At 36.1% G+C, this 12,592-nt stretch carries 11 protein-coding genes; 5 read left to right on the top strand and 6 right to left on the bottom strand.

What is annotated here, in order from left to right; translation table 11 throughout:
- Positions 1 to 9: 9 nt before the first annotated feature.
- The 4 genes from BOQ64_RS12580 to BOQ64_RS12570 all read right to left on the bottom strand — a co-directional run bounded on the left by BOQ64_RS12580 (position 10) and on the right by BOQ64_RS12570 (position 2,272).
- A complete protein-coding gene (locus tag BOQ64_RS12580) occupies positions 10 to 942 on the bottom strand; it encodes a ring-cleaving dioxygenase (protein WP_129055731.1) in 933 nt (310 codons plus the stop codon).
- A 126-nt stretch (positions 943 to 1,068) separates the two neighbouring features.
- Positions 1,069 to 1,239 (bottom strand): hypothetical protein, encoded by a 171-nt coding sequence (locus tag BOQ64_RS23105; RefSeq protein WP_164975801.1) that lies wholly within the window; start codon positions 1,237 to 1,239, stop codon positions 1,069 to 1,071.
- A 35-nt stretch (positions 1,240 to 1,274) separates the two neighbouring features.
- Entirely contained in the window at positions 1,275 to 1,505 is a 231-nt protein-coding gene (locus BOQ64_RS12575; protein ID WP_129055729.1) for a hypothetical protein, read from the bottom strand.
- Positions 1,506 to 1,519: 14 nt separating this feature from the next.
- The gene (locus tag BOQ64_RS12570) at positions 1,520 to 2,272 is read right to left on the bottom strand and encodes an SDR family NAD(P)-dependent oxidoreductase (protein ID WP_129055727.1); all 753 of its coding nucleotides are present in this window, start codon (positions 2,270 to 2,272) and stop codon (positions 1,520 to 1,522) included.
- Between the two features lie 630 nt (positions 2,273 to 2,902).
- Here BOQ64_RS12570 and BOQ64_RS12565 point away from each other — a divergent pair.
- The 5 genes from BOQ64_RS12565 to BOQ64_RS12545 all read left to right on the top strand — a co-directional run bounded on the left by BOQ64_RS12565 (position 2,903) and on the right by BOQ64_RS12545 (position 9,008).
- Positions 2,903 to 3,901, top strand: a complete 999-nt coding sequence (locus tag BOQ64_RS12565; RefSeq protein ID WP_164975800.1) for an EamA family transporter — start codon at positions 2,903 to 2,905, stop codon at positions 3,899 to 3,901.
- An 18-nt stretch (positions 3,902 to 3,919) separates the two neighbouring features.
- On the top strand, positions 3,920 to 4,948 hold the full coding sequence (locus BOQ64_RS12560) for a methionine ABC transporter ATP-binding protein (protein ID WP_129055723.1): 1,029 nt from the start codon (positions 3,920 to 3,922) through the stop codon (positions 4,946 to 4,948).
- Positions 4,941 to 5,597, top strand: a complete 657-nt coding sequence (gene metI, locus BOQ64_RS12555; protein ID WP_129055721.1) for a methionine ABC transporter permease MetI — start codon at positions 4,941 to 4,943, stop codon at positions 5,595 to 5,597. The genes BOQ64_RS12560 and metI overlap by 8 nt, the downstream gene beginning before the upstream one ends.
- Positions 5,598 to 5,671: 74 nt before the next feature.
- Complete coding sequence (metQ, locus tag BOQ64_RS12550; protein ID WP_129055719.1) at positions 5,672 to 6,478, top strand: methionine ABC transporter substrate-binding lipoprotein MetQ; 807 nt, start codon at positions 5,672 to 5,674, stop codon at positions 6,476 to 6,478.
- 271 nt (positions 6,479 to 6,749) lie between these two features.
- Complete coding sequence (locus tag BOQ64_RS12545; RefSeq protein WP_129055718.1) at positions 6,750 to 9,008, top strand: glycoside hydrolase family 3 C-terminal domain-containing protein; 2,259 nt, start codon at positions 6,750 to 6,752, stop codon at positions 9,006 to 9,008.
- 496 nt (positions 9,009 to 9,504) lie between these two features.
- Here BOQ64_RS12545 and BOQ64_RS12540 read toward each other — a convergent pair whose 3' ends face one another.
- Both BOQ64_RS12540 and BOQ64_RS12535 read right to left on the bottom strand, forming a co-directional pair.
- Positions 9,505 to 11,682 carry an outer membrane beta-barrel protein gene (locus tag BOQ64_RS12540; RefSeq protein ID WP_129055716.1) on the bottom strand — a complete coding sequence of 726 codons (2,178 nt, stop codon included), beginning with the start codon at positions 11,680 to 11,682 and terminating at the stop codon, positions 9,505 to 9,507.
- Between the two features lie 324 nt (positions 11,683 to 12,006).
- Positions 12,007 to 12,561 carry a DUF2652 domain-containing protein gene (locus BOQ64_RS12535; RefSeq protein ID WP_129055714.1) on the bottom strand — a complete coding sequence of 185 codons (555 nt, stop codon included), beginning with the start codon at positions 12,559 to 12,561 and terminating at the stop codon, positions 12,007 to 12,009.
- Between the last annotated feature and the right edge of the window lie 31 nt (positions 12,562 to 12,592).

The raw sequence follows: 12,592 nt of genomic DNA, 5'->3' as shown, positions 1-12,592 counted from the left end.
AGTGATGATCTATGATAACTTCGGTAATACACCTTCTATTTTACTACGCATTCCTTCATATTGAGCCGGAAGTTTTAAGTTTACGCCCAGTTCTTCTAAAGGTTCATCTACTGTGAATCCAGGATTATCAGTTGCAATTTCAAACAAAACACCTCCAGGTTCACGGAAATACAGTGAATAGAAATAATCTCTGTTGATTTTTGGGGTAATACTTAATCCTGCAGATAAAGCTTTCTCACGGTATTCCATCAAAACATTGTCATCTTTTACTCTGAAAGCAATGTGATGATTGGTTCCCGCCGCATTTCTTCCGGTTGGAGTTTTATCATTCTCAATAATATCAATAAGGTTGGCTGTATCAATTGCATCTGTTGCAAATCTGTATCGTTCGCCTTCCTGTTTTTGAAGATCATAGCCTAAAAGATCAGTCAGAACTTTGATGGTTGGCTCTGCTCTTTTTAAGGTCAAAGTGACATTATGGAATCCTTTTAAAGCATTTTCATCCTTGATATCATCAGTAGTCCATACTTTTCTGTTATCATCTCCAGCTGGTTCTATAAACTGCAACTGAAGACCGTCCGGATCTTTAAAAGAAATCATTTTTTCACCAAAAATATCACCTTCCTCTACATTTGCATTGAAGCTTTTCAAACGGTTTTTCCAAAACTCCAGGCTTCCTTTCGGAATTGAATATCCGATATGAGTAGCCATTCCACTTCCGTTAGTACCTTTTCCAATTCCTTCCCAGGGAAAGAAAGTAAGGATTGTTCCCGGTGTTCCGGTTTCGTTTCCAAAATAGAAATGATAAGTCCCCGGATCATCAAAATTAACGGTTTTCTTTACCATTCTTACTCCTAAAACCTGAGTATAAAAATCTAAATTTCTTTTTGCGTTGTCTGCAATAGCAGTGATATGATGCAGACCTAATATTCTATTGTCCATTTCTTTAATTTTGATGCTAAATTACACCGACTGAGAATCCTGCACATTTAACTAGTTTAATAAATGCAAAAACCCGGCACTCGACCGGATTTTTAAAATAACATGATATAAGTAACCTAAGTCACTCTATTTCTTTCCTATTTTTGATAAAAGGCTGATGAGTGTTTCCACTTCTTCATCTGCTAAATTTTCATAAACAGCATCTACATTGGGAAGTGCATCAGAAACCTTATTACAAAGTTCTTCTCCTTTTTCTGTAAGCTTTACATCAATCAGACGCTTATCACCCGGGTTCACACTTTTTTCTACAAGATCTTTTACAATAAGACGGTCTACCAGCCTTGAAACACCTGCATTTTTTCCAGCATCTTCTTCAGAATATCCGAGGTAGACATTGGAGTTCCTGCATCATGTAGAATAGACAGAACATTGTATTGCTGGGAAGTGAGTCCATATTCAGCAAAAAATTCCTGCGATTTTTCATACACATTATTGTAGGTTTCTACCATACTAATACCGAGTTTCCTGCGGAGAGGCATATCGTTAAGATCTTTTGTATTCATTTCTCTGTTTTAAATTACTGTATCAGGTAACCACCATCTACAGGAAGATAAGCACCTGTACAGAAGCTTGCATCTTCAGAGGCCAAAAATAAGACAGCTTTTGCAATTTCTTCGGGTTTTCCTAATCTTTTCATCGCATGTTTAGATTCCATATAGGTTCTGTACTCTGCATTTTGGGCTGCATTGTCCATTAACAGAGGAGTTTCTATATATCCAGGACCAATGGCATTCACACGAATATTGTTGGTTCCATTTTCCAGAGCAGCTACTTTGGTAAGTCCTACCAACCCATGTTTTGATGAAGCATAAGAAGCAATTCCAAATTCTGCCACCTGGCTCATAATAGATCCCATATTCACCACTGCCCCACCGGTTTCCTGCTTTCTCATCTGGGCAATCTGATATTTCATTCCGTAAAATACGCCACTCAGATTGATGTTCAATACTTTCTGCCACTCTTCTACAGACTTTTCGTGAATAGGAGAAGCGTCTACAATTCCTGCATTATTAACGGCTATATCCAAACTTCCAAATGCTTCTACTGTTTCATTGACAGCCTTTTCTACGTCTTCATGATTGGATACATCACAGGCAATAAATTTGGCATCGGTTCCTTCTTTCAGGACTTCTTCCAGTGTTTCTTTATTTTCTTTAAGGTCAGCAATAACAATTTTTGCTCCTTCTCTGGCCATTAAAACAGCAACAGCTTTCCCTATTCCTGAATTTCCCCCTGTAATAAAAGCGACTTTGTTTTCAAAACGTTTCATATGATATGTATTTAAAATTAATAAAATTCACATTTCAAAATTAATGACTAATCATCAATGTCTAATCATAAATATTGTTAAATTTTATTTAATACTATAAATCAACACTTTAAAAACAGATAAAAAAATATTCGCTATGGCTTTTATTACAGATTATTGGTTTACTTTTCAATTAAAAGACATATTGCGTTTTTCATAAAAATTTTAATTTATTTTATCTTTTCTACAACACTTAAAATGGATCATTTCAATAAAAAAAGAATTAAAAAACAGAAAATAAGATTTCAACCATGTCATAAAACAAAAAAATAAGACACTCAATATACTGATTAACAATAATTTAAATCATTAATGATAATTTAACATTCAAAAACCCTATATTTTTAGTAGACTAATAGAAATTATATTATATATTTGCAAACGTATTCAGGAAATAAAATAAAATGAGCACAGAAACAAAGAATAATGCAACAATAAAACACATCATTAAAAACATGATGAAGGATATCTGTATGCCTGTGCATGAAGAATACTGTGGGTGACCTTACTTTTAATATGACATACTTTCAAAGGCCCTACCGAGTTGTAGGGCCTTTTTTATTTAAAAACCAAAACATTAAAAAAATAAAAATGAGCAATTCTAAAAACAAATGGCTGGTTCCATTGGCATTTACAAACATCTATGTAATATGGGGGATTACGTTTTTAGCTATTTCATTTGGCTTGAAAGGTTTCCCACCGTTTATTCTTTCCGGATTGAGATTTCTGGTAGCAGGAATTCTGATGATTGGATATCTTCTTTCTAAAGGAGAAAAAGCTGATTCTCTTATCAACTGGAAGAAAAACGCAATTACCGGAGTTCTTATCCTTACCGGAGGGACAGGTCTTGTGGCCTGGGGTGAACAATATGTAACAGCTTCTGAGGCTGCCATAGCAATAGCAACCGGACCTTTCTGGTTTATTGCCATCGACAGGAAAAACTGGAAGTATTATTTTTCGGATAAATTTATTCCGATAGGTTTGATGATTGGTTTTGTAGGATTGGTTTTCTTCTTAAAAGGAAGTGTAAATTCAACTGCGGCACATGCTGCTGCTGATCCTCAACTTCGTATTACTGCTTTTGTGGTATTGGGATTAAGTTCTATTGCATGGGTTTTAGGATCTTTATATTCCAAAAAGAATCCGGCATCACAATCTACTTTTATGAATATTGCCCAACAACTTATTGTGGCAGGAACAGCGGCTTTTCTTATTGCCTTATTCAGAGGGGAATGGACTGATTTCTCGGTCTCAAACGTACCAACATCAGCCTGGGCAGGTGTTCTGTTTTTGATCTTCTTTGGATCGATAGTCGCTTATTTGTCGTACATTTGGCTGTTGTCCGTAAAACCCGCTGCCTTGGTGAGTACCCATACTTACATTAACCCTATTGTTACGGTTATTGCAGGATGGCTTGTGGCCAACCAAAGTATCAATGGAGGCCAATTGTATGGTTTGGCAATCATATTGCTGGGAGTATTGCTTACCAATGTCACCAAATATTTTAAGCTTTCAAAACGGTCTAAAGTAAAACTTAGAAGAGTTAGAAGATTTTTTAACAGAACAGGCAAGAGATATCAGCCTATTTAAATAGTATAAAGCATCAGAATGATAGAAATCAAAAACATATCAAAAACATTCCATCAAAAGAAACAAGCCTTTAAGGCATTGGATCAGGTGAGTCTCAATATAGATAAAGGTGATATTGTAGGAATCATAGGATTCTCCGGAGCAGGAAAAAGTACGCTGATCCGTACCGTTAATCTATTGGAAAGACCGGATGAAGGCCAGGTTATTATTAATGGAAAGGATTTTATTCAACTAAGTTCAAAGCAGCTTGCTGAGGAACGTAAAAAAATAGGAATGATCTTCCAGCATTTTAATCTTCTTTCTTCGAGAACTGTTTTTGATAATGTAGCGCTTCCCCTGGAACTAGATCACATCAGCAAAGATCAGATTAAAAAAAAGGTCAACGAATTATTGAAAATTGTAGGTCTTGAAGATAAAGCCAATGATTATCCCAAAAGTCTTTCCGGAGGTCAGAAACAAAGAGTAGCCATTGCAAGGGCTCTGGCTAATGACCCTCACCTACTGCTTTGTGACGAAGCAACCAGTGCACTCGATCCGGTGACCACTCAATCTATTTTACAGCTGTTAAGGGATATCAACCAGAGATTAGGGATTACCATTCTTCTGATTACCCATGAAATGGAAGTTATTAAAGCGGTTTGTAACCACGTAGCCGTGATAGACAAAGGAAAACTATTAGCCAAAGGAACTTTAAGTGAGATCATTTCAAACCGGGAAAATCCGGTGATCCAACAATTTATAAATTCAGACATCATGACCCTGCCACAGGAACTCAATATCAGACTACAGAAAGAGCCGCAGGATGGTTTATTTCCACTGGTTGAAATAGAACTTAACGAAAACATAAGTGTTGAACAGATTCTGTCAGCATTATACAATGAACATAAAATTCCTTACAAACTTTTGAAAGCAGATGTAGAATATTTTGGGAATTCTAATTTTGGTAAACTACTTTTGCAACTTCAAGGAGAGGCTGAGGAAAACCAAAAAGCCATTTATTATTTTAATCAGAATAAAATTCAAAATACAGTAAAAGGATATGCTTAGTGATGCGGTACTTGCCCTTTTGGCAAAAGGAACCTGGGAAACAGTTTATATGACATTCGTGTCCGGATTTTTTGGATTCGTTCTTGGTCTTCCGGTGGGAATTCTATTATTTTTAACAAGAAAAGGACAACTGTTGGAAAATGTGGCCTATTATAGAGCATTATCCATTATTGTAAATATTTTCCGTGCTATCCCTTTCATTATTTTAATTGTGTGGATGATCCCTTTTACAAGGATTTTAGCAGGAACATCCATTGGAGTGAATGCAGCTTTGGTTCCACTAAGTGTTGGAGCTGCTCCTTTCATTGCACGATTGGTAGAAAACAGCCTTATTGAAGTTCCCCACGGATTAATTGAGACGGCAAGAGCTCTGGGTGCATCGCCAATTCAGATTATCAGAAAGGTTTTGCTTCCTGAAGCACTTCCTTCATTAATTAATAATGCGACCATTACTTTAATCACCTTAGTAGGGTATTCTGCTATGGGAGGTGCTGTAGGTGCAGGTGGATTAGGACAGGTTGGATACCAATATGGATATATCGGTTATGATATTGTAATCATGAACACTGTTCTGATACTGCTTGTTCTTTTGGTTTTTATCATCCAGTTTATGGGAGACAGACTATCTAAGAAGTTTGACCATAGGTAATGAGAGTTTTAGAGTAATTGAGATGTGAACGAACAGGTTCTGTACCCTTTATACATATTATTAAAAAGAATAGAATGAAAAAAATAAAGATTTTAGGTTTAATCGCTGCCGGAGTACTGCTTTTTAGTGCATGCTCAGGAAGAAAAGACGATCCGAATTTTATCAGGGTTGGAATTACTTACGGACCGGAACAGGAAGTAGCTGAAGTAGCTAAAAAAGTAGCCAAAGAGAAGTATAATCTAGAAGTGGAGCTGATTCCTTTCAATGATTATGTGGTTCCCAATGAGGCTTTGGTAAATGGCGATATTGATGCCAACGCGTTCCAGCATGCTCCTTATTTAACCGAACAATCAAAACAAAGAGGATATAACCTTGCTATTGTAGGAAATACGTTTGTATACCCTATTGTTGCCTATTCTAAAAAGATCAAAAACCTTAGTGAACTTCAAAATGGAAGCACCATTGTTATTCCTAATGACCCTACCAATGGCGGCCGTTCTTTACTTCTGTTACAGAAAAATGGGCTAGTAAAATTAAAAGCTGGTGTCGGATTGCTTCCAAAAGTTACCGATATCACAGAAAACCCAAAACAATTAAATATTATGGAGATTGAGGGAGCACAGATCCCTAGGGTTTTAGATGACAGAGATGTTGTGGTAGGCATCATCAATAACAATTTTGCCGCCCAAGCCGGACTGGATTCTGAAAAACAAGGTATATTCAAAGAAGATAAAGACTCCCCATACGTTAACCTCGTTGTAACAAGACAGGATAACAAGAACAGCCAAAAGGTAAAAAACTTTGTGAAAGCATATCAGTCTGATGAAGTGGAAAAGAAAGCTTTGGAAGTGTTTAAAGGAGGAGCTGTGAAAGGCTGGTAATTGTGTTGGAGAGTATGTTTCGGGGTGCGGGATTCGAGATATGGGGTACGAGTTGTTATCCCTTCACCTCTAATTGACGATTGCCGTGTAAATTCTATTATCTATTCGTCTATTTTCTCCAAATCTCTCTCATTACATTTCTACCCAACAATAAATAACAAACTGTCAGCAATTTTTCTGGCAGTTTTTTTAGGTTTCAAAATTTATTTTCTCAATTTGAGATAATATAAAAATTTTGTTTATTTTTGCTTTAATCCAATAAAAAGGCAATATGTTAAAGAAAACCGCCATTGTAAGTTTATTCACCTTTATTTCTGTTTCTTATATGGCCCAGAATACTACTCCCGTTTATTTAGATGAATCAAAACCTGTAGAAGAGCGCATTAAGGATGCTCTATCCAAAATGACCCTGGAAGAAAAAGTGGCTATGCTTCATGCACAGTCGAAGTTCAGTTCACCTGGTGTTCCAAGATTAGGAATTCCTGAATTCTGGACGACTGATGGCCCTCACGGGGTAAGACCTGAAGTAATGTGGGACGAATGGGATCAGGCCGGATGGACCAACGATTCTATTATCGCCTACCCTGCTCTAACCGCTTTATCTGCAACATGGAATAAAAAAATGTCCTGGAATTACGGTAAAGCATTAGGAGAAGAAGCTCGTTACAGAAAGAAAGATATTCTTTTAGGACCTGGAGTGAATATCTACAGAACACCATTGAATGGAAGAAACTTTGAATACATGGGTGAAGATCCATATTTAACCTCAAAAATGGTCGTTCCTTATATTAAAGGGGTACAATCTAACGGTGTAGCAACATCTGTGAAACATTTTGCATTGAACAACCAGGAAATGTTCCGTCATACCAGCAATGTGAATGTGGATGACAGAACTCTTTACGAAATATATCTGCCACCTTTCAAGGCTGCAGTTACAGAAGGAGATTCATGGACCATCATGGGAGCTTACGACATGTATAAAGGTCAGTATGCCAGCCAGAATCAATACCTTTTGAATGATATTCTGAAGAAAGAATGGAATTACAAAGGTGTAGTGGTTTCCGATTGGGGAGCTGTTAACAATACCGAACAGGCCATTCACAACGGATTAGATCTTGAATTCGGATCCTGGACTAACGGTCTTTCTGCCGGAACTAAGAATGCTTACGATAATTATTATCTGGCCAAACCCTATCTTGATCTAATTAAAGCTGGAAAAGTAGGAACCCAAGAGCTGGATGACAAGGTAACCAGACTTCTTCGCCTTGCCTATAAAACGACAATGAACCGAAATAAACCTTTCGGAAACGTTGCGTCTGAAGAGCATAAAGCTGTGGCTAAAGAAATTGGGGAAGAAGGAATTGTTCTGTTAAAAAACCAAGGTAATGTACTTCCTATCGATATCAATAAAGCTAAAAAAATTGCCGTTATTGGTGAAAATGCAATCAAGATTATGACTGTGGGCGGTGGTTCTTCATCACTGAAAGTAAAATATGAAACCCTTCCACTAGACGGCATAAAATCAAGATTTGGAAAGCAGTCTGAAGTACAATATGCCAGAGGATATGTAGGTGATATTGGCGGAGAATACAATGGAGTAAAATCCGGACAGGACTTAAAAGACACCCGTTCTGAAGCAGAACTCTTAAATGAAGCTGTAGAACTGGCTAAAAAATCCGATTATGTAATTTTTGTGGGCGGACTGAATAAAGCTGACTTCCAGGACAGTGAAGGAAACGACAGAAAAAGCTATGGATTACCATACAATCAAGACAACGTTATTTCTGCACTTGCCAAAGCCAATAAAAACTTAGCTGTAGTTCTGGTTTCCGGAAATGCTGTTGCGATGCCTTGGATTAAAGAAGTACCAACCGTTTTACAATCATGGTATCTGGGTTCTGAAGCCGGAAACTCTATCGCTTCTGTTTTAGCAGGTGACGCCAACCCGTCAGGAAAGCTTCCGTTTACATTCCCTATAAAGCTTGAAGACAATTCCGCTCATCAGCTTGGAGAATATCCCGGACAGAAAGATGAATTGGCTGCCGGAAAAGGAAAAGACCAGAAAAACCCTATTAATATTACTTATAATGAAGGAGTATTTGTTGGATACCGTTGGCATGATACCAAAAACATTAAACCACTTTTCAGTTTCGGCCATGGGTTGAGCTATACTACTTTTGAATTTGGAAAGGCTAAAGCAGATAAAACCACCTTATCACAGAACGATACCATCACTTTTACCGTAACAGTTAAAAATACAGGAAAAAAAGCCGGAGCTGAAGTTGCCCAGCTTTACATCAGTGATTTAAAATCATCTGTTCCACGCCCTGCTAAAGAATTAAAAGGCTTTGAAAAGGTCTATTTAAATCCAGGAGAACAAAAAGAAGTGACTTTCACTATTGATAAGTCTGCTTTAAGTTTCTTTGATGCTCAGAAGCACGACTGGGTAGCTGAACCTGGAGATTTTGAAGCCCTGATCGGGAATTCGTCAGATGCCATTAAAACAAAAATAAAGTTTACGTTGAAATAGAAAAGATGGAAGATGGATGCATGAAGATGGAAGTTTCTATTTGACGGCTAACTACTCTATCTATTAATTTTGTAGAATTTGAGCAGGTTTCTTTTTTGAAGCCTGCTTTTTTTGTTTCTCTCGCTGATCAGACAGATTACGCAGATTTTTTTAGATAAAACGCAAAAGAGAATTTGTTGAGCAGCTTTATTCTAAGGGAGCTAAGAAGTGCGACAAGTCGCCTGATGAAGAGGTATGATTAACCATGCGCTTAGAAAGAATCAATTTCATTGATTCCCTCTTCGCTTCCTTACAATATAACATCAGAATATTTTAAATCTTTGCGTTTAAAATATTAACAAGTTTAGTTTTTGGTAAACCTCCCACAGATTTCACAAATTACACAGATTTTTTTTCTATGCATCTATGTGGTTATAAAAATATAGTGTTGAAATAAACAAAAAAGTAGGTCTCAAACTGAAACCTACTTTTATATTTAATTAATCTAACATTTCTTCTATTTTCCTCCTCCGGAGTTTTTCTCAACATCTGTTTTGGTATTTTCTTTTACCTTCTGGTTTCCGAAACGCTTTACAAACGTTACGTTTACCCCATACCAATCCCATAATTCATATCTTCTGACTGTTCCACCCTGATTGTAGGTGATATCATCAGAATAAGGTCTTTTAAAAATATTCATCAGCTGTATGCTGGCTTCCATTTGAGTTTTGGGGAATATTTTGGTGATGGAAATATTATGGAATACGTTGGTGTTATTCGCCTGTGTATTTCCGTTATTCTGATTGGAAATTTCCATCCATGCACTCACGTTAATGTTCTTATTGAAAAGGTTGGTATAAGAAAGATTGGCAGAACCACCCCAATAGTTGATATAAGACCTTCCGCCAATATCATTTTTCAAATTGAAATCATGATTATCAATATAGTACCAACCAAATCCAACATTCAGATTCAGTTTGTTTTTAAGAAAATTCTGATTGGTATTGGCAAAAATATAATACTTTTCAACTCTACCATTGAAGTTGCCAGGATAAGATACGTTTCTTCCGCCTTCGTTGGTATACGTGGTCCAATAATCCTGGTTGGTGTGCATATATCTTGCAGAGATAAAATACTTTTTCAGGATTCCAAACTTCAGATAAAGCCTGTCGTTAGGGTTAGGATTCAAGTCCATATTTCCTCTGGAATACGTTCCATCAATGGATGGAGTTAAGAAAGGATTGAACTCAGAATACCAGGGTCTCCATATTTTGCGGTCATAAGTAAGGCTCAGATCATATTTATCTGAGAAACTATATTTCAGTAATAAGTTAGGAAGAAAAGTACCATAACCATCTTTTCTTTCGGTTCCTGCTACATCCTGTCTTACTCTAAAATCAATATATTCATATCGAAGTCCGATCCTGGTTTCCAACTTTTTGAAAAACGTTTTACTGTAGTTAGCATATACCGAAGTGATATTATCCTCATAATGGAACTTATCTTTTGTAGAAAGGCCTGTATATTCAGCAGTTCCCAAGCTGTATCCATAAAGATTGTTAGGAATAATGTGGTTGTTAAGCTCTGTCTTTGCTCCAACTTCAATAGTACCCCAGGATTTTCCTAATGGCTGGGTGTAATCTACCTTCAGATAATAATTACGCATCTGGGCATTGTTTATGGATCCGATTTCTTTAATCTTGGGATCATTCACAATGGTTTTGTTGATGAGTTCATTATTATCATTTCCGGAATAATTGGTACCCAGATTAATATCCAAAATCCTGTTTTTCTCTTTATCATAATACTTATAAAAAACATTGGTACCCAGGTTACGATAAAAACCATTAGCGTTTTGAGCCTGATGGTAATTGATAAAGTCTTTTTTATCATAATCATATTCTCTTCCATCAGTATCTGACCATGATAAATTTCGGCTTTGAAAAAACTCCATAACAAGCCCGATATTATTTTTATCATTCAGTTCAAATTCAGAAGTAGAGGAAAGCGAAGGAGTTTCACTTTTGGAGATGGTTTGATAACTTAAATCTCTGTTCAAAGTATTGTCAGCATAGAATACAAGGTTACTGGATCCTTTCTGTACATAATTATTATTGGCATAACTTCCAATCAGAGTCTGAGTAAATTTCTTCTTATGATAGTTCAGGTTAAAATTAGAATACTGTGTATTTTTTGTACCAATTCTGTTACTTAGTGAAATACTTCCTTTCAATCCTTCATCATCACGTTTCTTCAATACAATATTGATCACAGAACCGGTAGCTTCATATCTTGAAGACGGGCTGGTAATAACTTCAATCTTCAGTAAATTATCTGCAGGAATTGTTTTAAGGTATTCTTTTAATTCTTTTCCTGTAAAAACAGATTTTCTGTCGTTGATATATACTGTTACAGACTGTCCTTCTGCCTTAATTGCATCGCTGTTGTCAATGCTTACCAAAGGAGTCATTCTCAGGACATCCCATGTTGTATTTCCAGCCACAATAGAGCTGTTAGCCACATTAAAGACAGTTCGGTCTACTTTAGACTCTACTGTTGGTTTTCTTGCTACAATGGTAACCGCTTCTATCTCTTTTGCATTGCCTTTTACAGTATCCTTAGCAGCAGGAGTCTGAGTCTGAGCTAAAGCCAGAGAACCTGTTAATACTGCTATAGGAAATAATATTATTTTCATGTGAAATCTTAGTTTTATGTATAAGACCACTATACCCTAATATTTGTTACATCAAAAAAATTAAAGAACAGAAATAATCCTCTATATTTTAACAGTTTAGCAATTCACAATTAATTCAAATTCAAAAAAATAACATTTATTAAGAGAAAATATTCAATTAAAAACACTTATTCATAAAACATATTCAATATTTTTTTCATCATCAAAAATTCCATTAACCAAACTTTAACATATTTATTTTCATTTTACGCCATAAAAAAGCCCGGATCTCACCCGGGCTGCTAGCAATAGCAAATTTACAAGGATTAAAAAATAAAGAATATGCTAGTGTACATTCTCAAAATAATGGATCATACCCACTTCTGGTAAGTGATGTTGATCTCTATTGAAATCAGTTTCCTGATTATGAGTATTTTCTAAAAAAGAATTACTGAATAAAGCATACGAAGGCTGTTGTGCTAATCCATTTTTCAAAAGCTGATGCGCCTCAACAATCGTTTTCCCATACAGCTTTCTGAAACTTCCGATATTATATTGCGAAAAAGCGCCATAATGAACAATAAACTTCAGAGACAAATCTATAGTGGTACTTAAGCTTTTACTCAATTCTTTTATTTTTCTGTTGAATGCGTTACGCATTTTCCAAAGCATTCCTGAAATGTTCTGATAAGACGGATTTTCATCATAACGATAAAATAAAATCGCATCGCCCTCAATTTCAGAAATTTCAAAATACTGATCGTTCACATCAATCAGCGTAGATAGTAGTTGTCTTACAATATATTCTCCTGTATAAAGTTTGGTATTGAACACAAATTCGGTAAATCCGCTGAAATCCGGAATTAAAATGATTCCCTCCTGTATACCTGTATTCTTCATAATGATTTTGGATTAAAAACCTGCTGCATCT

It is taken from the genome of Chryseobacterium sp. CH25, from assembly GCF_004119455.1.
GTDB lineage: Bacteria > Bacteroidota > Bacteroidia > Flavobacteriales > Weeksellaceae > Chryseobacterium.
This window is presented reverse-complemented; position numbering and strand designations above follow the sequence as displayed.